This window comes from Sphingobacterium zeae, from assembly GCF_030818895.1.
Taxonomy (GTDB): Bacteria; Bacteroidota; Bacteroidia; order Sphingobacteriales; family Sphingobacteriaceae; genus Sphingobacterium; species Sphingobacterium zeae.
Genome location: NZ_JAUTBA010000001.1, coordinates 2,506,444 through 2,532,444, shown reverse-complemented (window position 1 = coordinate 2,532,444; position 26,001 = coordinate 2,506,444). Strand labels below are relative to the sequence as shown.

Genomic DNA, 26,001 nt, shown 5'->3' with positions numbered 1-26,001 from the left:
ATATCGTAGGAAAATAACATCGAATCAAAATAAAAACCTAAAAAATACATAGTATTCAAAACAAATAAAATGTATACTATAAATATTAAGCATAATATTTGTATTTTTACACCGAAAATTAGTAAACTGATTGATGAGCATTGAATCGTTAAAGAAAAGATTCTACCTTTTTTATACCCATATTATCCGATTCATCCGGGGTGAACACACTGGCGATGCTTTGCGAAATGTATCAATCAGCATTTTGCCCAGTTTGGGGATCTATGTGTTGGGCACGCCGGCAAATGTGGCCATCGGTATTGGGGTGGGATCATTATTGACTACATTAACTGATCCTCCAGGTAATCGGAAAGATAAATTTTCTTCTGCTCTTGTCTGTATTCCCACTTTCTTTGTTTCTTCGCTTCTTACAGCATTTCTTTTTCCTTTTCATTGGCCGCTAGTTATTTTATTGAGTTCCGCAGGCTTTATCTGCACTTTTTATGGGGTTTTCGGCCCCCGTTATGCCGCAATCGGAAACATGACATTGATTCTGATGAGCTTTGTCATCGGCATGGCCCCTCAGCATCCACTTTCAGTGAGCTTGCAAATTACTGCAGGCGCCAGCATCTATTATTTCTTTAGTCTATTACAGGTTCACATACACCCCTATCGCTCTTTAAAACACGCTATGGCCAATGGGTTTCACGGTTTATCTGAATTTCTATTGATACGCTCTGAATCTTACGATCCGGATATTCCGCTGGATTTGACTTACAGCCGCGTCGGAAAAATTTATGGCCAGATCAGCGAACAACAGGAGCAAATCAGATCACTCTTATTTAGGGAAGAAAAAATCATAAGCCAACGCTGGCACAAAAGCAACTATTGGCTTAGTCAAGTCTATGGGTTAATTGATTTACACGAATTAATTATTGCACTGGATCATGATTATGATGCCATTCGAAAAAATTTGATAGATACTGGTAGCCTTCCGCTAATTCGTCGTAGCATAACATTACTGGCCCTGGAAATCGATAGTTTTTCGCAGCCTAATAAAAGGTTTCGCTATGCTGAACAGCTCTACGATAACCACGTTAAAATCTGTATGCTGCTTTCGGATCTAAAGAAAATTCAAGAACAACAAACCGCCCCAGCAGATGGTATTCTAGCTTCCATCATCCACAATATCGAAGCTATTATTGAAGTTCTCAAACGGATTCAAATTGCTTTTTTTCAGAATCAAGAAATCAAAAACAAAATTGACGCCAATGAGTATCAGCAATTTATCAGTCGTCCTTTGCGTAATCTAAGTGACATCAAGAGCAGACTCCATCTCCATAATCCACTTTTCCGCTTTGCACTCCGGATGGCCGTTCTATTCGGAACGGGTGCATTGATAGGTATTTCTTTCTTGGATTTTAAATATACCTATTGGATCTTACTCACTATTGCCATTGTTGCAAGACCCGCATTTTCAATGACCAAAACACGCAATATAGAACGCATACTAGGTACATTTTCGGGAATTGCCGTCGGAATACTCTGTTTGGTCTCCATTGATTTTCTGCCCGCTCTTCTTCTAATTGCCGCTACTGGACTATTTGGATTCTTCTTGTTCAACCGATCAAACTATATGGTCAGTGTGATCTTTATTACGCTGGGCATAGTCATTGCATTAAACTTATTTGAAGGAAATATTAATATCATTTTGGGCAGTAGAATAATTTTTACTTTAGTAGGTGCGCTGCTGGCAATAGCGGGTTATTTCTTGATACCAGTGCGCCAAAGCACGAGTATGGTCCACTTAGCAAAAGAGGTCGCATTATATAACCACCATTATTTTCAAATTATCAACAAACGCCTTTCCGACGATCTGCAAAGTTCTTTCGACATTCGGCTCGCTCGAAAAAAGGCACAGACAGCCATGGCTCTCTTTTCCGAAGCAATCAATCAAATGAAAAAAGAACCTGAGCACAAATGGGTCGACTGGTCTCATATCCATCATTTTCAAGCACTCTCCTATCGCATCAATTCACATTTGGTTGGTCTCTCCATATCCTTAGGTCGAGAGGCGAATCACGAAATACAGCAGGGTATCCACGGTAGGATTGATGCTTTGAAACCTCTTTTAACCGATTTAGATCAGCTTGCTGAAAATATCAACTTTACTAAAACATAAGGCCAAACGATGCATTTATGTATCGCTATTGGATAACGAATATGCGATTACAGCTAAGGAGGCAGTTCTCTTTTAACTAAAAAAAACGTATTTCTTTTGCATTGATAAAAAAGAAGTTTATATTTGTGTCGTCTTCGAAAGAAGATTTCTAATCAACACCTTCCTTAATCAGTAGGTCTTGATTTATAAAGAAGTGGCGAGAGACTGGCTCAATGACCCACTGGCAACCTTCAATTTGCTTGAAAAGGTGCCAATTCCTGTCCAAAATAATATCGTTTTGGAGCATATAAATGATATAAGACAATGCTTATTAAATTACTGAAATCCATTAAAAATTCAGGTTCAATAGAACTGAACCTTGCGAACAGCAAAAGTGTACTACATCGTAAAAAAGTATCGATGCGAATGCGTATGCATACACACTTCCCTGCTTGTTAAAAATCATTTCCTTTTTCCTTGGATAACGATTTGACAGACCTTCGAAGTAGGTGTGTATGCTTCTCTTTTACCTTTACAAATTCTTTTTTGAAACCTTAAAATCTGATATATTATGTCTTCTAACAAAAATTTAAAATTCGAAACACTACAGGTTCATGCTGGCCAGGTCGCTGATCCTACCACAGGATCCAGAGCAGTTCCTATATATCAAACAACATCTTTTGTATTTGAAAATGCAGAACATGGAGCCAATCTATTCGCGTTAAAGCAGTTTGGAAACATTTATACCCGGATCATGAATCCAACTACGGATGTATTTGAACAACGGATTGCAGCTTTAGAAGGTGGCATTTCAGCAGTCGCAGTTGCATCTGGTCAGGCAGCGCAGTTTATTGCATTAAATAATATTCTTGAAAACGGCGACAATTTTGTTGCAGGGTCCAACTTATATGGAGGCACATTCAATCAATTCAAAGTTTCATTCAAACGGCTAGGTATTGAAGCTCGTTTTGCAACCGATGCTGAAGCTGATAAAATAGAAGCGCTCATTGATGATAAAACTAAGGCTATCTATGTCGAAACAATCGGAAACCCGAGTTTCAATATTCCTGATTTTGAAAAAATCGCCGCTGTAGCGAAGAAATACGATTTGCCATTAATTGTTGACAACACATTTGGAGCTGGGGGTTATTTATTTAAACCATTAGAGCATGGGGCAAACGTAGTCGTTGAATCGGCAACGAAATGGATTGGGGGGCATGGAACCAGCATTGGTGGCGTCATCGTTGATGGGGGTAACTATAACTGGGGGAATGGGAAGTATCCACAATTTTCTGAACCATCCGAGGGTTATCATGGATTGGTGTTTTCAGATGTTTTTGGTGAAAATGGCCCATTTGGCAATATACAATTTGCAATTCGCGCGCGTGTAGAGGGATTAAGAGATTTCGGACCAGCGCTCTCTCCTTTCAATTCATTCTTGTTGTTACAAGGCCTTGAAACATTGTCTCTACGTGTACAACGGCATATCGACAACGCGTTGGAAATAGCTAGATGGCTTGAGGCCCATCCTCAGGTCGAAAAAGTAAATTATCCAGGATTAAAAAGCTCTCCAAGCTTCGCTAATGCGCAAAAATATCTTAAGAACGGCTACGGTGCAGTGCTTTCTTTCCAGCTAAAGGGCGACGCAGCGCAAAAAGCCAACGACTTTATCGACAGTTTAGAATTAATCAGTCATTTAGCTAACGTAGGCGATACTAAATCGCTGATTATTCATCCTGCAGCAACGACCCACCAACAATTGAGTGACGAAGATCAAGCGAATGCTGGTGTGTTCAAAGGACTGTTGCGTCTATCAGTTGGAATAGAACATATTGATGATATCAAAGCTGATTTACAACAGGCTTTTGATAAAATCAACTAATTGGACTTTAGTCGGCTATAAAATTTAAACGTAAAATGAGTAAGCATACTTATCTGCACCCGGAGCCTTTTGTATTTGAAAATGGAAAAGAGCTTACTGATTTACAAATCAGTTATGAGACGTTTGGCAAACTTAATCCAGATCGCAGCAATGTGATCTGGGTATGTCATGCCTTAACTGCCAATGCAAATGTCTTGGATTGGTGGCCAGGCCTTTTTGGAACCGATGATTTATTTGATCCGAACGACTATTATATCATCTGCGCCAACGTTATTGGGTCGGCCTATAATAGTAGCAACCCATTGTCTATTAACCCAGCTACTGGACAGCCTTACTACCTATCTTTTCCTGAATTTACAGTAAGGGATTTGGCCAGTGCTCACCAGTTTCTTGCTGACCATTTGGACATCAAGCGTATTAACGTTCTTATCGGGGGCTCATTAGGGGGACAACAGGCATTGGAATGGGCGGCTTCCAACACGATATCAGTCGATCATTTAATCGTCGTTGGCACAAATGCTGTTCATTCACCATGGGGTATTGCATTCAATGAGAGCCAACGCCTTGCCATTACAACCGACCGTACCTTTTATGCCAACCATCCTGATGGCGGAGCTAAAGGATTGAAAGTTGCACGCGCTATGGCACTGTTGTCTTACCGAAACTATACAACGTATGCCAACACGCAAAAGGAAGATGATAACGAAAAACTCGATCATTATAAAGCATCCTCCTATCAGAACTATCAAGGGGAAAAATTAGTAAACCGCTATAATGCTTACAGCTATTATTTCCTAACCAAAGCAATGGATAGCCACAATTTGGGGCGTGGCAGATCGTCTATTGAATCTGCACTATCAAGCATTAGCTGTCCAACATTGGTATTGAGTGTCAATACAGATTTATTGTTTCCTCCACAAGAGCAACAATTCATAGCACAGCATATTCCCAATGCTCGTTACCAAGAGATTGAATCAACCTATGGTCATGACGGCTTTTTGATCGAAACAACAAAACTAACGCAAGCTATTAGCCACTTTCTGAGCGACCACAAAGTGTACGCTGCTGAATTAGTATAAGAGATTGAACAATATAATAAGAGAATATAATAAGAGAATATAAGAAGAGATATGAGCAATAAATTAACAATAGGGATGTTTGGATTTGGTGTTGTAGGCCAAGGCCTTTATGATATTATCAAAACCAAAAATCTTAATCTGGAAATCAAGAAGTTCGTCATTAAAAATGGTAATAAAAAACGCTCGCTACCAGCAGATTTGTTTTCTACTGATGCAGAGGCAATTTTAGGTGATCCAGAAATTAATACTGTTGTCGAACTGATTGATGATGCCGAAGCAGCCTACCAACTAACTGTTCGCGCACTGAAATCGGGGAAAAATGTGGTTTCAGCCAATAAAAAAATGATTGCTAGCCATTTGGAAGAACTGGTCGATATCCAACATGATTATGGCACAAGCCTCTTGTATGAAGGTGCTGTTTGTGGTAGTATTCCCATTATCCGAAATTTAGAAGAGTATTATGATAATGAACTGCTCCACTCTGTTAGTGGTATTTTTAATGGATCTTCCAACTATATTCTATCAAAAGTTTTCAACGAAAACCAGCACTATGCAGATGCTTTGAAGAAAGCACAGGAACTCGGTTTTGCAGAAACAGATCCAACCTTGGATGTAGGTGGATTTGACCCCAAATTTAAGGTATGCATTGTTGCTTCGCATGCGTACGGTATCTATGTCAAACCAGAAGATGTGTTCAATATTGGTATTGATAAATTGGGACAGCAAGATATTCGTTTTGCGAAAGAAAAGAACCTCAAGATCAAATTGATACCGACGGCAAAAGAGATCGATCGCAACAAAGTTGTACTTTATGTATTACCACGCCTAGTAGGCAAAGACAGCATGCTCTATAATGTAGAAAATGAGAACAATGGAGTATTGGTGAAAGCGGCCTTTGCAGACGAACAATTTTTCTATGGTAAAGGAGCAGGAGGCCACCCAACAGGTTCTGCTGTGCTATCGGATATCGCGGCTCTTCGCTATGGGTACCGCTATGAGTATAAAAAACACTTAGAATCCAGCACATTAAATTATAGCCAAGATTATTTAATTAAGGTTTATTTGAGATATACAGATGATACACTGATTGAAAAGTTAAATTTCAGTGAAATCACAGAACGATATTACGCACCAGATTTCAAATATGTCATCGGACATATTAATCTTCAACAAATCGCAGCCCATAAAGCTGATTTGGATCAAGAGGGCAATTTTATTGCTGAAATCGCGTAGGCAATCAACAAACCAACCTACCTTGAAAATAGCCCCGAATGGGGCTATTTTTTTATCTTATATTTAGTCACCTTTCAACTTGAGATCTAAAATCCCACCTTCCACCAAACGTTCAAAAGGAAGTTGCCAACCTTTCCACAGGCGATTATTCAACCGAACTTGATCAACAATAGAACTATTGGGTTGCTCTTTCTTCACCTGAATGATAAATTTATTTTTTCTTAATTTCTTCGGCAATTGTATCGTTACCCGATCGAAAAGTGGCGCGCCTATCTGAAGTGCGGGCTTCTCGGTGGTGAGACTTCGGACATCGAATAGGCCGATACTCGACAATACATACCATGCTCCAAGCTGTCCTTGGTCTTCGTCTTGTCCATAGCCATAGCCATGTATCGCATCGTTACCATAAAACTCATTGCAAATTGCCCGTACCCATTTCTGACTTAAATCAGGTCTACCAGAAAAATAGAACAGCCAAGAGATATGCAGGTTCGGTTGATTACCGTGATTATAAAGACTTTCAATCCCTGCGAAAGCGTCAATTTGTGTACCGCCTCCAAACACATTCTTCTGCGACACCGTAAAGATACTATCCAACCGCTGATTGAACAGATCCTTTCCAACGAGTTTAACCAATTCTTGTGGGACATGCGGAACATAGAACGTATACTGCCATGCATTTCCTTCCTGAAATCCACGCCATGGTTCATAAGGGTTAAAGTTTGAAATGAATCGTCCAGTACTATCCTTTGGCCGCATAAACTTCGTCTCGGCATCATACAGATTGCGCCATCCATTGGATAATTCCTGAAATTTAACATAGTCTTTTTGACGCCCCAATGATTTTGCAAATTGCGCAGCCGCTCCAGCGGAAAAGGCATATTCCAAGGTATGCGAAGCGCCAAAAGGAGATCCATTGGTCAATAGTTCGGGACTGCCATGATCATCTTTTATATACGGTGAGTAGCCTTTGCGGACGAAAACTCCCACATCTAACTTTCCTGCTCCAGGCAGACGATTCTTCGCTTCCAATTCATTTTTGCGTACCGCATCATAAGCAAGATTCACATCATAGTCACGAATACCGACATTATACGCCGCAGCAATTGCCAAACCTGTAAAATTAGTTCCTACACCCGAAACGTATTTACTGTTGGCAATACCGTCTCCTAACCAACCGGCATCGCGATAGACCAACAATTGACTCTGAATCCAGTCGTTGTAATAGTCTGGATAAGCAATGGACCACAACTGTGTTAAATTCCAAAATGCACCCCAGATGGCATCAGTATTATAGTGATGATGAATCGGTTGCCCCTGCTTATTTAGGGCAATCTGCCCCACCGAGCCGTCATTTTTGGGATATGCACCATTTACATCGCTTGCAAGCCCACGGCCAAGTAAAGCATGATACAATCCCGTATAAAATTTAATGCGGTCGTCCGCTTTGCCCCCTTCCACCAAAATTCTTCCCAGTTCACTATTCCAGGTTTGCAAGGCATTATTCTTTGCAGCATCAAACGACATATCCTTCGCCTCTTTAAGCAAATTCAGTTGTGCGTTTTCTACAGAAGTATAAGATAAACCTGTCTTGATGTCTATTGATTCGCCTGCTTCAGTGCCAAACTTCAGATATACTCCAGCTCCTTTTCCTTTTATGCGCGTATGTTGGTCAAAAGTTATAGAATCTCTAAATGTCCCAAAAGACTTCGGTTGTTTGTTGATCTCCGCAAAGAAAAACATTTTGACCGTAGCCCCCTGCTGATATTTTTGTACATAGACAGGATTGGTAACCACATATCCCCAGACGTGCTGTTTGTCATAATTTACTTCGGCATCAACGACCGGTCCACTTTCCCCCATCACATGGCCAATATCGAAAATAAGGTTGGCTTCTTCCGTTTTTGGAAAAGTATAGCGGTGAAAACCGACACGCTTCGTTGCCGTAAGCTCAGCAAGTATATTATAATCTTTTAGCATGACACGGTAATAGCCAGAAGTGGCAAATTCATCCTTCTTGTCAAAATCGGAACGATAACCGCTTTGTGGACGATCAAGTTGACCGGGCATTGTCTTCAATTTTCCAACGGATGGTGCAAATACCACTCCGCCTACCTGAAATTCGTGAAAATTAGCAAAGCCTTCTATTGAGGTATGCCTATCGTCATAACCCACGGCCTCCCAGCCCGACTTGTTCCCATAGCTTCCATTTGTGCTCGGAGCGAGCTTAGCCATTCCAAAAGGTACGGCTGCTGGTGTATAAAAGAAATACCGACTATGGACGGATCCAATATTAGGTTTTACAAAAACGGTCAAATCTGTTTTCTGCTGTGCGGAAACAGCTGCCGTACTCACAAATAAACTACAAAAATAATAAATGATACGCTTTACCATTGTTCTCAATTAGGTTCTACAGCAAACTTACAAAAAAATAGAGTATGTATAAACATGAGTTAGATTTTATTACTTAATTTAACGACTTAACAGATTGCATCGCAACGCCTAAATTTGTAAAATTTTAAATACTAATCAAATAAAACACTATTAAAGCTTAAATACTGACATTTTTCCATAACTTTGATTGTACATACATATTAAAATATAACCAGTAAATAAATTCAAAAAAAATACACATCGAACGGCTGATCTTCGATCACAAGCCTGAAATAAATACAAATTAACGTTGAAATAAATACCAATGATTGACAGGTACACTTGTCAATCCTAATTAATTACAATACAACCACAATGAAAAAAAACACCCCATTTTTTAGTCTAATACTTCTGTTACTCGGAACCCAACTATCAGCACAACAAACAAAATCCGACCGTATCGCGCAACTTAAGTTAGCAAAAAGCATTCTAGCGGATCAAAACCTAAAATATGTGGACAGCCTTGCCCGAGAGGTCATCAAAGAAGGTTTCAATGCGGGAAGTGGCTACTCACAAATTTGGGCCAGAGATCTCAATACATTCATCGAAACCGCATTGGAAGAGCGGTCCCAAGCGGACATTAGAGGGGCTATTTTAGTATTTTTTAGGATGCAACAGCCCAATGGCGAAATGGTAGACGGCTATGTACTAAAGAAAGACTTTACCTGGCATGATGATACACCCTACTATTCAAAAAACGCTCCTGATCATGTGGGTTTTAAAAACACGGTAGAAACCGACCAGGAAACGTCACTCATCCAATTGTTGGGTAAATACATAATAAAAACAAAGGATTACAGTATCTTGGAGGAGTCTGTCGGTGGAATTTCTGTAAAAGACCGTATCCAACTTATGTTGGATTATCTGAAAAAGGAACGGTTCAACCAAAAGTATCAGCTACTTTGGGGTGCGATGACAGCAGATTGGGGAGATGTACAGCCCAACGACAGCTTTGGTTGTGATTGGAATGACCAACTTTCCAATGAGGCAATCGATATTTATGACAACGCGATGTTTATTATTGCATTGCAGGCCTTGATTGAAATCCAGCCCAACTCTCCCAAGGAGGTGGAATGGAAAGGATTAAAAAAGAGTCTCGAAACGAACAGTAGACGTTATTTATGGGATAAGAAAAAACAAAAATTCATTCCGCACATATACCCTAAGACATCACCTATTCCTAAAGGATTTGATGAAAATACGATCCATTATCATGGCGGCACCGCCATCGCTATAGAAGCGGGGCTACTAACTCCTTCAGAAATAAAAACAGTCAACAAACAAATGCTTGAAAACGTGCGGTTATCTGGCATGCCGAGTATTGGATTGACCTTATACCCAACCTATCCAGTTGGATTTTTCATCGGCGGAATGGCTCAGCCTTACCAATACCAAAATGGTGGTGATTGGACCTGGTTTGGCGGACGGATGATCCAGCAACTCGTTTTAAATGGCTTTTATCAGGAAGCCTATACCGAACTCCAACCGATGATCGATCGGGTTGTGAAAAACAAAGGATTTTACGAATGGTATGATCAAAATAACGTACCCAGTGGATCAGGAAAATTCAAAGGTTCAGCAGGCGTGCTGAGTAAAGCAATAGCTCTCCTAGAAAGCTGGGCTGAAACTACCCTGGAAAAGAATCATTAAAAGAATAAATAAATTAGCTATTCACTCATCTAATTGATCCATTCAAAAAGGATGAGTGAATTCCCTAATGATCTCTTCTGCTTTCGACAGTATAGGTAAAACTTTCCGCGCGGTAGAACCCCAAATTATATTCAATCGGCTTCCCAGATTGGTCAAATACAAAGCGCTTGCGGGACAGAATAGGATCACCGATATTAATCTCCAATTTATCAGCTATAAATTTATTTGCGGCCATTGCATCCAGCTCTTCCTGAGAAAGATCTGCAACGACATGATAATCTGCTTCTAAGATCTCATATAAAGGTCTCTTAAAATCTTCATCGCCGTTTAAACCTATACGCGGATGGAAGTAAGATATAAAATAAACAAATGGGTCATCTTTCTTTCCTCTCAGACGTTCTAGTTTTAATAGCTTTTGGTCCTCATCTACATTAAAAAACTTCGAGACTGCTTTGTCCGGAACAACCCAGCTGACGTGAAGCTCAAAATTCTTTACCTCAATTCCTCGGTTTTTCATCTCTTGTGAGAAACTCAGCCAATTCTTGGATTTGGAACTAAATTTGGAACTAGCCACCTTCGTGCCTATTCCCTTCTTTCTAATGAGCAACTCCTCGTAGACTAGTTTATTGATCGCCAAACGCAAAGTAGAACGGGAAATTGCCAATCTTTTTGCTAATTCAATTTCGTTGGGCAATAACTTACCCTCTATATATTCAGGCTGCTTAATTAATTCGCGTAACAGATTCTCTGCTTGTATATGCAGCGGAACAGGGCTTTTATGATCTATTTTTAAATTCATCAGTTGGATTGCTTGTGCTAAAATAAGATTTTTTGCATAATTAAAAAAATAGATATATGTTTGTATGTATATACATATTAATATAAACCGCAGATGTCAAAGAGATTTATCATCATTTTATGTATCGTTTCACTTGGAGGACTCCTTTTCGGTTTCGATATGGCTGTAATTGCAGGTGCATTGCCGTTAGTAAAGCAATTTTTCGGACTATCTCCTGCTCAAGAGGGCGTTTTTGTCAGTTCAGCCCTGCTAGGCTGTATTGTTGGTGTATTTTTCACAGGACCATTAACAGATAAATACGGCAGAAAACCAGCCTTTGTTACTGCGGCCCTGCTCTTTTTATGTTCAGCAATTGGCTGTGGATTCAGTTCTTCTTATAGCATATTAATTGCAAGTAGAAGCATTGGGGGCTTGGGTGTTGGAATAGCCTCAATCGTTGTGCCCTTATATCTCGCGGAAATATCGCCAAGTAAATTTAGAGGAAGATCAGTCACCTGTTACCAACTCGCTATTACATTCGGGATCCTTTTTGCGTATATCAGCAATTATTTGATTCTCGAATATAGCTCCGCACAGCAAAATGAACTCTGGCGAACTATGTTTTTAATTGGTGCAGTACCGGCTTTATTGTTATGCATCGGAGTTTACTTTATTCCTGAAAGTCCACGTTGGCTATCTAAAAATGGGCGGAACACGGAAGTAGCAGCGATCAGTGGCGCATTAGGACTATCGGATATACAAGAGGTCGGCAACGTTTCCTCGAAGGGAAATCTACGTGATCTCTTCTCGCCTATTTATCGCAAGGCCTTCCTATTGGGCTTGTTCCTTCCTTTATTTTCACAGCTCAGTGGCATAAACGCAATTGTCTACTATGGTCCGAGCATATTGCTTGAATCTGGTATTTCATTAAATAATTCCTATCATGCTCAACTATTCTTTGGAGCCGCCAATGTGTTATTTACTTTCTTTGCCATCTGGAAGGTTGACAATTGGGGTAGACGTCCCTTATATCTTTTGGGAACGGTAGGTGCTACCCTGAGTTTGCTGGTTACTGGATATCTTTTTAATCAAGGTCAAGTCAATAATATCGCATTGATTATCGCTATACTTTCGTTCTTATTTTTCTTTGCTTTTTCCATTGGCCCGCTAAAATTTGTTGTCGCCGCCGAAATCTTCCCAAATGCCATCCGGGCTCGTGCCATGGGTATCAGTATTATGGTGATGTGGATTTCCGATGCTATCGTGGGACAACTAACACCCATTCTACTCGCTTCCTGGGGGGCCCGCTATACGTTCTGGTTGTTTGCATTTTTCTGTGCCATCGCATTCCTTGTTGTACTTGCATTCCTTCCGGAAACAAAGGGTAAACCTTTGGAAGAGATCGAAAAATTCTGGATTGAAAAGCACAATAAAAAATCAACAAACAAGTAAGCAAAAAGCGACTTAATCCAACATCATTCATTTGCAATAAATTACATTATATGTATTCTAATACTCAAACAAAACCTTTTCAGTACGAAATCACACCGACGTTTCCGGTTCAAGGAACACTATCAAATTCCTACACGGATCTTGCTGCACATCTCATTACACATAATATACATAGCATTGATGGTTTTGTAGGTGTTGACTGGGCTACAATCATCCCCAAGCTAAAGCAAGAATTTGAAAAACAGGGCGTAACTCCACGATTTATTGCCATGGATTCAGCTTTAAAAACTGAATCAGCGATCCAGGAGCTTGTCGCACCATACCTCGGTGGCGACGATCCATTATTTGGAAAAAAGGCCGGGATTCAACTCATTGAATACTTTGACACCCAAAAGCTTGCGGACCTTCAAACCATACGAGCAAACGCCGAATCAATACAAGCTGAGTATACCATCTTTTATGGCCCTGGAGCATCATTAGTCGATACGTCTAGTCAGCTGATGTTTATTGATCTGCCCAAAAACGTGCTAATTCAACGTATGCGTGCGGGAGAAGCTTTAAACTTAGGTTGTTCAACACAGACCAATCAAAAGGAAACCTACAAGCGTTACTATTTTGTCGATTGGGAAATATTGAATAGACATAAAAGGTCTATCCTTTCCCGTGTCGAAATTCTTGCCGATCAACAATCGTCCCAAAACCTACCATGGATCACAGGGAAGGATCTACATGCTACTTTGCTGGCCATGTCCCAAAATTACTTCCGCGTACGACCAACTTTTGAACCCGGCGTATGGGGTGGACAGTGGATGAAAGAGCACCTTTCAGGCATAGATCAGCATGTCAAAAACTATGCGTGGTCCTTCGAAATGATTGTCCCTGAGAATGGCATTTTGCTCGAAGCAGATGGACATACACTCGAAATTTCATTTGATCAATTGATGTTTCAAGAAAGTGCCAATGTGCTTGGTCATGCCCAGCAACGTTTCGATGTTGAATTCCCGATACGCTTCAATTTTCTGGATACCTTTGATGGCGGCAACCTATCCATTCAATGTCACCCTAGTCCAGCCTATGCAAAAACAGAATTTGGAGAAAACTTCACACAGGACGAATCATACTATATCGTTGATAGAAAAGAGGACGCACAAGTGTATCTGGGCTTTCAGCAATCCATTGATGCAGACAAATTTCGCTCAGCTTTAGAAGAGAGCTTCCATACCGGAACAGCCATGGATATCGAGCAATACGTTCAAAAATTCGAATCCAAGAAACACCAATTGTATTTGATACCACATGGTACTGTACATTCTTCCGGCGTGAATAATCTCGTACTCGAAATCAGTGCAACACCTTACAATTATACCTTTAAAATGTACGACTGGGTGCGTCCGGATTTAGATGGGAAACCGCGCCCATTAAATATTGATAGAGCATTCGCCAACCTCAATTTTAGCCGAAAAGGTGATGTCGTAAAAAACACGCTGCTTGCTCAGCCCACTGAAGTAGCCCTTGATGCGCAAGCAACAAGAATACATTTGCCAACGCATGAAGATCATTTCTACGATGTTTTTAGATACGAATTCGATCAGGATGTTGCAATTGAAACACAAGGACAGTGTCACATCATGATGCTTGTGGAGGGGGAGGCAATTGAGCTGACGACAGCAAATGGCATGAAGAAAGTCTTTCATTATGCTGAGACTTTTGCTGTTCCTGCTGCTGCCGGATCCTATACATTGCGTAATTTAGGAAACGATAAGGCAAAGGTTATCCAATCTTTTGTCAAAGAATCCAAATGTTAATCAAACCATTTACTATAAACTAACAGCACAATGAGAACTCTATTTTTTGCGTTATCTTCGTCTCTCCTATTACTGTCCTGCCAAAATGCTGGCGGTAAGGTTTCGACAAACAATTTACAGGACAGCATCCAAAAAGACAGCAGCTTCAATCTTGTCAAAGATATGGCTACGAACGTCATTAAAAGTGGATTCAATGCGGGGGATGGATACAGTGAGGTGTGGATTAGAGATTACAATACATTTATCACCTTAGCAACAAAAGTCCATCCCCATGAACAGATCAAAGATCAATTAGCTTTGTTTTTTAAGCTACAAGGTCCTGATGGTAATATTGCCGATGGTTTTGTCAAAAAATCCAGCTTAAAAAATGGCGTATCGGACTATTATACCATCACTAGTCCCTTAGCTCCTGATTATGCAGCACACAAAAATACAGTTGAAACGGACCAGGAGTCTTCTTTGATCCAAGCGGTACATAAATATATCGTTGCAACGAAAGATAAGGCTTTTCTCGATGAAAAAATTGGAAATGCGGCTGTAAAGGATCGCATGGAGCATGCTTTACAATTTTTATTGGACAAACGTTATAATGCTACTTATGGTTTACTTTGGGGCGCAACTACAGTCGATTGGGGTGACGTTCAACCTGAACACGATTGGGGTGTCCACCTGGATGAAAATTCGCATATTGCTTTGGACATCTACGACAATGCAATGTTTTTGATCGCGCTTGACAATTACATGGATCTTTTCCCTGAGAAAAAAGAAAAGTGGGGAAAAATCAGAGCGTCTATAGCAAGTAATACCATGAAACACCTTTGGGACGAAAAGAACCAAAAGTTTATTCCCCATATTTATATCAAAGGCTCTCCATTTGCGGCTGATTTTGATGAAAATCAAATCTATTATCATGGTGGAACAGCAATTGCTATTGAGGCTAATTTGCTCAGCAAAGAGCAAATAAAAGTTTCATTGGATAAAATGATTAAAAATGTAAAAGATGCTGGTGCGGCAACAATTGGACTTACCGTGTACCCGACTTATCCGGCAGGCTCGTTTAAGAACAAAGGCATGTATCCTTACGGTTATCAAAATGGTGGGGACTGGACTTGGTTTGGTGGTCGTATGATTCAGCAGCTTGTTAAAAATGGCTTTCAACAGGAAGCTTATGCGCAAATACAGCCGATGCTTGCTCGTGTTATCAAAAACAAAGGATTTTATGAATGGTACACAAAAGATAACAAACCAGAGGGCTCTGGAACTTTTAGAGGTGAAGCAGGTGTCCTTTACGATGCCATCGAATTGCTGGAAAATATAGTAGCAAAAAGATAAAGAGGAGTTGTTTATCATTGCACAAGCTATCGTGTATAGACCCAGCGAAAAATTGGACATTGAATTGTACGCTGAAACTTATCAAGGCATAGCAACAAAATCCTTCATGTTTTCAATAAATTGTGCTCCGCAGGAGTTTCCGGCAGTGTTTCAACAAATATACGCCCTTTTCTTCTAAACACTTTTGAATGCAAGTTTATCCTCTACCTATAATCACTTTGCATTCGCTGTAAAGGCAATTACGTTGGAAAATTAGAATTATTTTAGCCGTTGGACAATAGTGAGCCTAAAAATGTCTGCAAGATAATCAATCGCACTGCTTATCAATCTCAATAGCATTTAGAGCGAAAAAAAAGCGTTTCAAAAATTAATTGAAACGCTTTTTAGTATGCTAAAGCGACTTCCTAGGCGAGTTCGATCAAAAATTCTTCTTTTGGAAGTCTAAACTTTTTCAATTTCAACAACCAATCTTCCCCTTCCATACGATATCCCAAAGGGAGCATGGTCGCGCTCTTCAATCCAAGTTTGTCCAATCCTAGCAATTTATCCAACTCCACATTTGAAAAACCTTCCATTGGTGTGGCATCAATACCTAGTTCTGCTGCTTGCGCAATTGCCAAACCAAAAGCAATGTAGGCTTGTTTTGCCGCATGTGCAGCCTGCTGCTCTTCGGTAAAAGTCGCCAATTGTGCTTTTAAGTTATTCTTATATTCATCTGTTGTATCAAGTGGTAATCCACGTGATGCATTCATTTGATCAAAAGTACTATCAATTCGATCGTCCGTATATTTATCCCATCCTGCAAATACCAGCAAATGCGAACTATCAGCAACAATCTGTTGCCCCCAGGCTATGGGTACTATTTTTTCTTTTAATTCCTGATTTTTAATCACGATTACACGAAACTGCTGAAGCCCAGATGAACTGGGTGCCATTCGCGCAGCTTCCAAGATCTTGTCTACATCTTTTTGGGCGACCCTTTTCGAAGGATCGTATTTTTTTGTGGCATAGCGCCACTGCAGATTATCTAACAATGCCATTTTTGTTCCAATTTAAATGATCTATAGCAACTCATTAAAGTTATGTAAAGATACATAAAAAATCAAATGTCTAAACATCAAATCTCAAGGATGAAACTGTTTGCTAATTTTAGTTGCTAAAATGTCGTATATTTGCTTTTAATCGGAATTAAATCGCTGTTTTAATTAAATTAAGAATTTCATATCGGTTTATATTCCAATAAATTCATATGGTCTGGGAACGGATCTTACATGCTTCACAATAAATATTAGCGATGTCCATAACGAATGAAACCGAATTAACAGGCATGCAAAAAGCTAGCAATGCTGTTGCAAAGACGTTAAAATCCATGATAGAATATGCTCAAGTGGGAATGTCTACGAAAGAGCTTGACGAATATGGAGCCGAAATATTACAAAGCATGGGTGCAAATTCTGCTCCAGCACTTACGTATGGATTTCCTGGCTATACCTGTATTAGTATAAACGACGAATTCTGTCATGGAATACCGCATGCAGAAAGGATACTGCATCAGGGTGACTTGATCAATATTGATGTATCTGCAGAGCTTGATGGCTATTGGGCTGATAATGGATGTTCCTTTGTTATCGGAGAAGATATACATCAGCATGAAAAATTGGTAACAGCTTCCAAAGAAATTCTTCAAAAGGCAATCAGTAACATCCGTGGCGGCGTAAAAATAGCAGACATTGGGCATCTTATTGAAACTGAAGCTAAAAAAAGAGGTTATAAAGTTATCAAAAATCTTGGTGGACATGGTGTGGGAAAAAGTCTGCACGAAGAGCCTGATGAATTGCTGAATTATAAAAATCGCTTCGACCAACGCAGGTTTCGTAAAAACACTGTGGTTGCTATTGAAACCTTTATCTCAACAGCTTCTACGTACGCGACTGAACTCAGTGACGGCTGGACTATGGTTGGCGATAAGGGCGGGTTCATGGCTCAGCATGAACACACGATTCTGATTACTGATGGCTCTCCCATTATATTAACTGCAGAAAATGCAATTTTTTAGTCTTCAGTAGTTAGATACTCTTTGGTCATTTCGAATCATTCATCGAAAGCGACTAAAATTGGACATTTCTTTAAACAAGAATTAAGCCTATAAAAACGTGGATAAACACACCACGGAGCCTGGGCGATCGAAAAAAAATTAGGGGCCTCTTTTCAGAGAAAGCCCCCAAATAATATATTTTTTATGGCTAAATCTATTAATAGCAAGTTCAACAATATCCTCGTAATTGCTATTGCAGTAAAGATAGTTTTTACTTTTCAAGAAAAAAGTGATGAAAATCACCTTTAATAAAGATTTATTCCCATTATAAAAAATCAACCATTTTGCTTATCTGATGGACAAAGAATATGTGGCCGGACGTGCCTTGCGAAATCTCACGGAGTGGCAATACTAATAACATGGAATCGACTACCCGAGGCATAAATGTTTTACATAATTTGGTTCAAAAATTCAGCAACAAAAGCTAACTTCGCTACATATACTCGTCGCATACAAATGAAAATTTGAAATTGGAGCTATCATGACATTAAATGAACTACAACACAGTAAAATATATGGTGCAAATAATGGCGGAACGCCATTAATTGTACTTCACGGTCTATTCGGTATGGCAGACAATTGGGGATCCTTTGGCCGTAGTTTCGGAGAGAAAAGACAGGTACATTTACTCGATCTACGTAATCATGGCCGTAGCTTTCACAGTAACGACATGTCAATAGAAGTGATGGTAGACGACCTTCTTACCTATATTTCGTCCATCGGAACAGATAAAATAGTGCTGCTTGGGCACTCATTGGGTGGAAAAGTCGCCATGCAATTTGCTATCGATCATCCAGAAAAAATTGAAAAACTGATTATCGCTGATATAGCTCCCAAAGCTTATCCACCACACCATGAAGATATCTTCGATGCATTGTCTGCTGTAGCTATAACGACGTTGGAAACCAGAAAAGATGTGCAAGATAAGATTGAGCATTATTTAAGTGACCCTGGTGTTATCCAATTTTTATTAAAAAATGTATATATCAGAGAAGATCGAAAATTAGATTGGCGCTTTAACTTGGATGTTTTAAAAAATAAATATACTGAATTTATAACAGTAGGGGTAAAATCAGGGCTATATAACGGTGCCACTTTATTTTTGGCGGGCGAGAAGTCAAAATATATATTACCGGAAGATAGGGTAATGATCAAGAAGCAATTTCCAAAGGCCGAATTTAAAACAATCCCGAATGCAGGTCACTGGGTTCAAGCCGAAAATCCAAAGGTATTTGACGCTTTTGTCGCCGAATTCTTAGATCAGTAAATTCATAAAAAGCCAATATCTATCCCTGTTCGCCAGTTAGTAAAACCTGACGTGCTGGAAGATATTGGCATTTTTATTTTAAAGCCTTTGAGTAGGTTTTTATCGCCCTATCGCGAGCCATTTGGTGATCTACCATAGGCTGACAATAATCTGCAGTACCTAACTCCGGCACCCATTTTTTTATATATTCCTGATTTTTATCAAACCTGTCCGCTTGGAGAGCCGGATTGAAAACCCGAAAATAGGGTGCAGCATCACAGCCACTCCCGGCGGCCCACTGCCAGTTGCCATTGTTTGCAGACAAGTCATAGTCATTTAGCTTTTGAGCGAAGTAAGCCTCCCCCCACCTCCAGTCGATCAATAAATGCTTGCAAAGAAAACTTGACACCACCATCCGTACACGATTGTGCATATAGCCTGAAGTATTCAATTGTCGCATGCCTGCATCGACCATGGGATATCCGGTTTCTCCATTGCACCATTGCAAAAATTCCTTTTCATTATTCCGCCAGGATATAGCGTCGTATTGCTTTCTAAAGGATTCGGTAACGACATGGGGATAGTGATAAAGTATCTGCATAAAAAATTCACGCCAGATCAATTCAGATAACCATGTTGCATTATGTTTTAATGCAAATGCAACACATTTACGGACACTGATGGTTCCAAAACGAAGTGCTATCCCCAATTTGGTGGTACCCTTTAAAGCTGGATAATCGCGAGTTTCATCGTAACGATCTATGATACTAGCATCGAGATGCGGTTCTTCAAAAATGAGGTCTGTTTCTATAAACCCCATCTGTTGTAACGGAATGATTTGCTGCTGCTTTTGCTGAAAGAAAAATTCCGTTCCATAAGTATAGGAACGATAATCATCGGGACGCAGTTTCTCGCGCCATTTTCTTGCATACGGTGTATAAACTGTATATGGCGTTCCATCATTCTTTAAAATGTCTCCCTTATCGAAAATTACCTGATCTTTTATAGCTTTGAAAGGAATCTCAATCGATTTGCAAAATTCGAAAATTTCCTTATCCCTACGAATTGCCTTCGGCTCATAGTCTCTATTACAATAAACTCCCTGGATGTCAAATTTTTCAGCTAGGTCTTTAAAAATATTGATAGGTTTACCATAAAATGTATTTAACGAGGCACCACTTTTTTGCAGTACAGCATTGATATGCGTTAGCACTTGATGAATGTAATGAAGCCTACGGTCACTTTTATCTTCCAATTGCTCCAAAATATCCTCATCAAATATGAATATGGGCAATACAGGGAATCCGATCGTCAGCGCGCGAGCAAGTCCGCTATTATCGTCCAAGCGTAAGTCGCGCCGAAACCAAAATATAGTAACTTTATTTTTTTCCATAAAATGACGAATTTTCCGTCCCCTAATCATAGCTCACAACTGTTCGGCACAAATGGTTAATGCAGCAATTAGTCATAATTAATGCTATACAAACTAAACCATCACCTGAATTACATATTATGCCTGATTGTTCAGCGTTTAAAAATTGTATTGGATTAGTTTTTCAAACTTGCCATATCAATAACAAACCTATATTTAACATCACTTTTCAGTAACCTGTCGTAGGCGTTATTGATATCCTGCATTTTAATGAGCTCAATATCAGACATAATATTGTGTTGACCACAAAAATCGAGCATCTCCTGCGTTTCTGCAATTCCTCCGATCATCGAGCCTGAAAAACTTTTACGCGCTGGAATAAGACTAAAGGGAGCGACGGGTAATGGATGTTCTGGAGCACCGACAAGCGTCAGTGAACCATCCCGCTTCAATAAACTTAAATAGGCATTGATGTCATGCTGTGCCGAAACGCAGTCTAAAATGAAATGTAATGTTCCCGCATGCTCTTTCATTTGTTGTGTATCGGTTGATAAGATAACTTCATCAGCACCTAAACGTTTGGCATCATCGACTTTCGAAGCAGAAGTTGTAATCACAACCACCTGAGCACCCATAGCTTTCGCTATTTTAACCCCCATATGTCCCAAACCGCCAATACCAACTATACCGACTTTTTTTCCCGGTCCCACATTCCAATGTCTCAACGGGGAATAGGTAGTAATTCCGGCACACAATAGAGGAGCTGTTGCTGCGAGATCCAAATTTGCAGGGATATGGAGTACAAAATCCTCGTCCACCACGATGCGTTCGGAATAACCACCAAACGTCTGTTTATTGAGGTGTTTATCGTGTCCATTGTATGTTTGGATATTTCCATTTTCGCAATATTGTTCGAGTCCCTCCTTGCAACTTTCACATTCGCGACAACTGTCTACCATACAACCGACGCCGGCTAGATCGCCGACATTAAACTTTGTTACAGCATCCCCAACTTTAGTGATTCGTCCCACAATTTCATGGCCAGGTACATTGGGATAAACAGTCCCACCCCACTCGTTTCGAGCTGTATGTAAATCAGAATGACAAACGCCACAAAATAAGATATCAATCTCGACATCTTTTTCAGTGACTTCACGCCGCTCAATAGCCATCTTTTGCAGCTCTTCAGCTGGTGCGCTTGTGCCAAACGCTTTAATTGAAAATGTACTCATAATTGATAAAATCGTAATATTATTTTTGAATAAATGCCTAAAATCCCCCTATCGCCTAAATCCATCCACGCGATAAAAATAACCATTGGATGTGAAAAATGTTTTGAGGGAATTATATTAAAAGTAAAAAGTAACTTTTAAATTAGCATGATTAAAAGGTTCGAATAGAGGTTTCTTTCCAACTCATTAAATACTGGGCTAAACAGCACTATAAATTCACAATGCTTTATAAACAAGATGCGCTAATCAGTGTCCTCTACTTGTACAAACTGCATTGCCAAACCTTGCTTCTGACATATATTTAGAATAGAGAATTCCAATCGACTACTCATTCGAAGGACAAGCAAAAATTGTTTGTCATCTAACATGAGATCAATATTTTTTATTTCAGGGAAACTCTGATAGAGGAAATTATAAATCTCGCTAGCTCTCCATTTTAGCTTGCGGGACAAGGAATAAACTACTTTATACATAATTAGATTATTTCAAAATTTTAACGGCAATTTGTTGTAGCTGATGGTTCAAAAGGTGCATCTGCTTTAGTTCTTCAATGTCACGGGCTAGTCGAACTTTTTTATTTTCATTTTCCAGCGCAAGAGCGAGCCCATCCAACCGCTCTATATCATTGTTGATTAATAAATAACAATCTATATCTGGATCCAACAGTCCCGTAATCTCAGTACGGCCGGGTTGCTCTGCCTCCACCATAATTAAAATACACCTTTCTGATGCAACGCTCTTTACCGACGTGCCCACTTTTGCATTTAATTCCATAGTATTTTCCCCATCTAAGTTTTTTATTAAATAAGAGTTTAAAAATCAATATAGACATATTTTGTATTTATGTCGAATCTGAACACAAAAAAACAGTACGTATATTCGTTACTATCCAAAAATTTGCCATACTATACAATCATTAGCGAAGGCCTTTGACGCAGATACTTATCAGCCAGGAAAGTCTAGCTTCAAAATCTGGAAAACGGTCAAAGAGTAAAACTTCCTGTTCAAAACAACGCGATGTGGTCACTAACATTTCCGATAAGAATAAGATGTCTTTTTCACCAAGCGGCTGAATTTCTTCTTTCTTAATGGCTAATTCAATCATTTTACGGATCAGCTTGATTTCATCATCCAACATGTAACGCGTTTTTGAAACCATCAAAGCTGGATCGGACTTCATGTCTTCAAATGCGAGATGAAAACGCTTAGTGATTAAGTTAATTTGGCGCAATTTTGCCTGTAAAAAACCAACTAGGTTATCTTCCAATGAAGCGTTTCTATGGTATGTTTGACTCGCTACCTGAAATACCTGTTGACATAAATACTCGGCAATTGCATCGAACACATCCATTTTACTGGTAAAATAATAATACAAAGTGCTCCGCCCCTTTCCACAAGCTTTTGAAATATCCTGCATAGAGACTCTTGCAAATCCATATGTTTCAAACACTTTCATGGATGATAGAATAATTTCTTCTCTAATATTTTCCTGCTGACCTGTCATTGTTCGACAAACATACAAAAAATGTCGAAAAAAAGGTGTATCTGTTATTTTTTTTATTATTGGTATTGATATCCTTTAGCTTCAATTTTTGTTCTGTATTGTTAGTATGCTGCAGTTGATTGAGGAATCAAAATAGATTCAAATCGGGTAGATTTATCAAAAGGCTGCGTATCTAACCTTTTATACGATTATTCGTTAACATTAGGGATATAATCTGGTAGGTAAATGTGTTCTTTTTTCATCGTTTCGATATACAATTTGGTATAGATTTCCAAACGGATATCGACAATTTCAGTGATGGAAGGTTCATTGTCTTCATCTTCGCCAAATGAGAAAATCTGTTCTTCCCGTCTATCTTTTTTAAATAAAAAATAATAAAAATCTTCACTTTCCCAACCTTCTATACAACCCCCGGCATCATTCTGAAGCTTTAGCCCTTTAAAGCTTTTTTGTAAATAGCGATGAATTTTATTGAAATCGTCTTTCCTTTTTGAGCTCTTCATCGCATATAGGTAAGCAAATTTACCACCGTTATCTTCCGTCATCGTTAGGGCAGGAAAAGAGACTCCGTTAAATAGCGCTATGGTATCTTTTTCTTCATTGTAAGACACTGTGGTATAACGATACCCAAAATTTTTGACTGGCTTTAACTTCCTTGTTCCCCAAGCTGCGGTAGATTCGATATAAAATAACGTAGGCAGACTCCCTTCTGAATTAAAAATAGCAAGCGTATCCTTTTTAAATATGGCGGTTTCAAAGACTTCTTTCAACTCTTTCTTATCCATACTTTTAACGTCCGCATGCAGCAACTCTTCGCTCCTTTTTATTTTAGGGCCATAAAATTTGGATGCATTAAAGGTGCTATCCAATTTTTCAAGTATCACCCGATTCGGATTTTGCGATTGACAGGAATATAGCATACCAGATAAAAGGATCAGACAGCATACACTATAATATAAAAAATGAAATGGCTTCATCGAAATTGTCATTCAAATTATTTTTTGGATTATGATCTTTACATCGATGTAAAGATCATCAAACTAAAATAAATTTGTATTCATTTGCAAATGAAATTGTGCGGGATTAACACCTTTTGACTTTTAGCAGTACAGCGCAATCCAAAAGTACATCGTCGTATATCGTTCGCGTTGGGTCCAAGTTGAGTCGACCTTAATAAGGGGCTGTCACGTCAAGAGAATGTCGGGTTCATCTCGGATTCACAGGGACTGTAATATGGCTCTGTCCCTGCGCTCCTATTTAAACAGGTAAAGTCTACTAAAATCGGAAAAACCTGATTCTAGCAAACTTTTACTTTGAACGATCTGTTGTTATAACTTATAATCAATCGTTGGGCAACAACTGATCGACATCGTCTCTGATCTCTTGGGGTAACATCAGATAAACCGAGGTTTTCAGATTTGCTTTACTCGGTACCCCATCCACGAAAATATTCTTAAAACCTTCATTAAGCCATTTCCCCTCATCCTCTAGATATCGACGATATTTGCTGTCTAAATTTTCAATAATATTATTGTTGTTTCCCATGTTTTCCGCCATTTATTCTATGTAATCTGCATCTAAAATATTCGAGAGGGGAACATCAACATTGGTGCCACACCTCCTTAAAATCTTAAAATTCATATGTCGAAAGGCCTATTTTAAGTTTTCTTAACATTTCCCTATTCTCGCAACAAAAAAACTATTACACACTAAATATCAATACATTACAACCAAGCAAAAAAAAAATAACTTAATTTGCTTTAGTTCATATTATTCGCGATTTTTAATAGTGGATACCGTACTTTTGTGTTTTAACGTTTATAGCCCTATTTTTTATGATATTAATAGCAGTCTTACTTCCTTGGTTATCGTTTTTCTTACGCGGTAAGATTCTAAGTGGCATTCTCTGTTTGATCCTACAGATGACTATACTGGGTTGGATACCCGCAGCCATTTGGGCGGTTGCATCTCGTGTTGACGGAAAAAACGAACAGCGCATACGTAAGATGGAACGTAATATGCGTAATTATCGATAAACCTTTGGCTCGCACTTATTCGATTGGGCAGGTATCAATTTGGTGCCAAAAAATGCTGTATTTGTCCTAGTGTAAGATCGATCAGTTGTCATTGACATCGCCATCAAAATCAGCCATCATATAGTTCCCATGATTAGCAGGTAAAATAAGCAGTCGGGCATGAGGAATCTGCTGTTGCATGGCAGCTAGATGTGTCGTTTTTACAACATCTTGGTCTCCGCCTATCAAAATACCGAGCAGGTCAAAAGCCTTAAGGATTTCGTTTCGAAGTCTTTAAAGTTTATCATGCGCTGGCTATTTTTTTCATACATATTTCGAAATTTCTCCGGATCTGGGTTCAGCTTCCTAAAATTTTCTTTGAGAAAAGACGGTATATCGTTATCGTTGAAGCTTCCATACTTTCAAAAAAAACATCCAAATAATCTCATCGTACACATCCACATAATCAAATCCTTCGCGACTATTTTTTTATTCCATTCTAAAATTAAACATCCCTCCCGCCCTAAAATCGATACCAGCAGCCGGAAAGTGCCAATTGTCAAATGGAATTTTACATTGCATAATTGCTTCAGCATCATTCCAGTATTTCCAAACATCGGCTAGCTGCTTTTCAACTAAAATAACCGGAATCAATTTTTTTACGGGCTGATCTTTATGTTTCATAGGATGTTTTAAATGATAAGAATCCTTTTATCTATCTACACTGGTTTAAAATCATTCGGTTTAATATAC

At 39.2% G+C, this 26,001-nt stretch carries 22 protein-coding genes and 1 riboswitch; of the genes, 11 read left to right on the top strand and 11 right to left on the bottom strand.

The window, feature by feature from the left end; genetic code table 11:
- Positions 1-133 precede the first annotated feature (133 nt).
- From QE382_RS10505 to QE382_RS10490, 4 genes are all read left to right on the top strand, one after another.
- A complete protein-coding gene (locus tag QE382_RS10505; protein WP_307185836.1) occupies positions 134-2,161 on the top strand; it encodes an FUSC family protein in 2,028 nt (675 codons plus the stop codon).
- Between the two features lie 180 nt (positions 2,162-2,341).
- Positions 2,342-2,454, top strand: a riboswitch (SAM riboswitch).
- A 257-nt stretch (positions 2,455-2,711) separates the two neighbouring features.
- The gene (locus QE382_RS10500) at positions 2,712-4,022 is read left to right on the top strand and encodes an O-acetylhomoserine aminocarboxypropyltransferase/cysteine synthase family protein (RefSeq protein ID WP_307185835.1); all 1,311 of its coding nucleotides are present in this window, start codon (positions 2,712-2,714) and stop codon (positions 4,020-4,022) included.
- Between the two features lie 35 nt (positions 4,023-4,057).
- Positions 4,058-5,101: a homoserine O-acetyltransferase family protein gene (locus QE382_RS10495; protein ID WP_307185834.1), complete on the top strand. Its 1,044-nt coding sequence runs from the start codon at positions 4,058-4,060 to the stop codon at positions 5,099-5,101.
- A 51-nt stretch (positions 5,102-5,152) separates the two neighbouring features.
- Entirely contained in the window at positions 5,153-6,334 is a 1,182-nt protein-coding gene (locus QE382_RS10490) for a homoserine dehydrogenase (RefSeq protein ID WP_307185833.1), read from the top strand.
- A 63-nt stretch (positions 6,335-6,397) separates the two neighbouring features.
- On the opposite strand, the gene QE382_RS10485 is transcribed toward QE382_RS10490, so the two are convergent.
- Positions 6,398-8,728: a GH92 family glycosyl hydrolase gene (locus tag QE382_RS10485; RefSeq protein WP_307185832.1), complete on the bottom strand. Its 2,331-nt coding sequence runs from the start codon at positions 8,726-8,728 to the stop codon at positions 6,398-6,400.
- Between the two features lie 354 nt (positions 8,729-9,082).
- Here QE382_RS10485 and QE382_RS10480 point away from each other — a divergent pair, with 354 nt between their 5' ends.
- Positions 9,083-10,417: a glucosidase family protein gene (locus QE382_RS10480; protein ID WP_307185831.1), complete on the top strand. Its 1,335-nt coding sequence runs from the start codon at positions 9,083-9,085 to the stop codon at positions 10,415-10,417.
- Between the two features lie 64 nt (positions 10,418-10,481).
- Here QE382_RS10480 and QE382_RS10475 read toward each other — a convergent pair whose 3' ends face one another.
- Entirely contained in the window at positions 10,482-11,216 is a 735-nt protein-coding gene (locus QE382_RS10475) for a GntR family transcriptional regulator (RefSeq protein WP_307185830.1), read from the bottom strand.
- 93 nt (positions 11,217-11,309) lie between these two features.
- On the opposite strand from QE382_RS10475, the gene QE382_RS10470 reads away from it, so the two are divergent.
- Genes QE382_RS10470 through QE382_RS10460 form a run of 3 tightly spaced genes read left to right on the top strand, consistent with a single transcriptional unit; the run spans position 11,310 to position 15,784 of the window.
- Positions 11,310-12,647: a sugar porter family MFS transporter gene (locus QE382_RS10470; protein WP_307185829.1), complete on the top strand. Its 1,338-nt coding sequence runs from the start codon at positions 11,310-11,312 to the stop codon at positions 12,645-12,647.
- A gap of 50 nt (positions 12,648-12,697) precedes the next feature.
- Entirely contained in the window at positions 12,698-14,452 is a 1,755-nt protein-coding gene (locus QE382_RS10465) for a class I mannose-6-phosphate isomerase (RefSeq protein ID WP_307185828.1), read from the top strand.
- Positions 14,453-14,482: 30 nt separating this feature from the next.
- Entirely contained in the window at positions 14,483-15,784 is a 1,302-nt protein-coding gene (locus tag QE382_RS10460) for a glucosidase family protein (protein WP_307185827.1), read from the top strand.
- Positions 15,785-16,188: 404 nt separating this feature from the next.
- Here the strand turns inward: QE382_RS10460 and QE382_RS10455 are convergent, their stop codons facing one another.
- The gene (locus QE382_RS10455; RefSeq protein ID WP_307185826.1) at positions 16,189-16,824 is read right to left on the bottom strand and encodes a nitroreductase family protein; all 636 of its coding nucleotides are present in this window, start codon (positions 16,822-16,824) and stop codon (positions 16,189-16,191) included.
- 254 nt (positions 16,825-17,078) lie between these two features.
- On the opposite strand from QE382_RS10455, the gene map reads away from it, so the two are divergent.
- Together map and QE382_RS10445 are read left to right on the top strand one after the other, a co-directional pair.
- Positions 17,079-17,840, top strand: a complete 762-nt coding sequence (gene map, locus QE382_RS10450; RefSeq protein WP_307185825.1) for a type I methionyl aminopeptidase — start codon at positions 17,079-17,081, stop codon at positions 17,838-17,840.
- A 520-nt stretch (positions 17,841-18,360) separates the two neighbouring features.
- On the top strand, positions 18,361-19,146 hold the full coding sequence (locus QE382_RS10445; protein ID WP_307185824.1) for an alpha/beta fold hydrolase: 786 nt from the start codon (positions 18,361-18,363) through the stop codon (positions 19,144-19,146).
- A 73-nt stretch (positions 19,147-19,219) separates the two neighbouring features.
- On the opposite strand, the gene QE382_RS10440 is transcribed toward QE382_RS10445, so the two are convergent.
- The 6 genes from QE382_RS10440 to QE382_RS10415 all read right to left on the bottom strand — a co-directional run bounded on the left by QE382_RS10440 (position 19,220) and on the right by QE382_RS10415 (position 24,778).
- A complete protein-coding gene (locus QE382_RS10440) occupies positions 19,220-20,518 on the bottom strand; it encodes a cryptochrome/photolyase family protein (RefSeq protein ID WP_307185823.1) in 1,299 nt (432 codons plus the stop codon).
- A gap of 155 nt (positions 20,519-20,673) precedes the next feature.
- Complete coding sequence (locus QE382_RS10435; protein ID WP_307185822.1) at positions 20,674-21,729, bottom strand: NAD(P)-dependent alcohol dehydrogenase; 1,056 nt, start codon at positions 21,727-21,729, stop codon at positions 20,674-20,676.
- Between the two features lie 480 nt (positions 21,730-22,209).
- Entirely contained in the window at positions 22,210-22,503 is a 294-nt protein-coding gene (locus tag QE382_RS10430) for a hypothetical protein (RefSeq protein ID WP_307185821.1), read from the bottom strand.
- Positions 22,504-22,645: 142 nt separating this feature from the next.
- Positions 22,646-23,233: a TetR/AcrR family transcriptional regulator gene (locus tag QE382_RS10425; protein WP_307185820.1), complete on the bottom strand. Its 588-nt coding sequence runs from the start codon at positions 23,231-23,233 to the stop codon at positions 22,646-22,648.
- 188 nt (positions 23,234-23,421) lie between these two features.
- The gene (locus QE382_RS10420; RefSeq protein WP_307185819.1) at positions 23,422-24,117 is read right to left on the bottom strand and encodes a hypothetical protein; all 696 of its coding nucleotides are present in this window, start codon (positions 24,115-24,117) and stop codon (positions 23,422-23,424) included.
- Positions 24,118-24,574: 457 nt separating this feature from the next.
- The gene (locus tag QE382_RS10415) at positions 24,575-24,778 is read right to left on the bottom strand and encodes a hypothetical protein (RefSeq protein WP_307185818.1); all 204 of its coding nucleotides are present in this window, start codon (positions 24,776-24,778) and stop codon (positions 24,575-24,577) included.
- A 290-nt stretch (positions 24,779-25,068) separates the two neighbouring features.
- Between QE382_RS10415 and QE382_RS10410 the strand changes: the two genes are divergently transcribed.
- Positions 25,069-25,269 (top strand): YqaE/Pmp3 family membrane protein, encoded by a 201-nt coding sequence (locus tag QE382_RS10410; RefSeq protein WP_075994862.1) that lies wholly within the window; start codon positions 25,069-25,071, stop codon positions 25,267-25,269.
- A gap of 81 nt (positions 25,270-25,350) precedes the next feature.
- On the opposite strand, the gene QE382_RS10405 is transcribed toward QE382_RS10410, so the two are convergent.
- Both QE382_RS10405 and QE382_RS10400 read right to left on the bottom strand, forming a co-directional pair.
- Positions 25,351-25,497 carry a hypothetical protein gene (locus tag QE382_RS10405; protein ID WP_307185817.1) on the bottom strand — a complete coding sequence of 49 codons (147 nt, stop codon included), beginning with the start codon at positions 25,495-25,497 and terminating at the stop codon, positions 25,351-25,353.
- A 240-nt stretch (positions 25,498-25,737) separates the two neighbouring features.
- The gene (locus tag QE382_RS10400; RefSeq protein WP_307185816.1) at positions 25,738-25,932 is read right to left on the bottom strand and encodes an SRPBCC family protein; all 195 of its coding nucleotides are present in this window, start codon (positions 25,930-25,932) and stop codon (positions 25,738-25,740) included.
- Between the last annotated feature and the right edge of the window lie 69 nt (positions 25,933-26,001).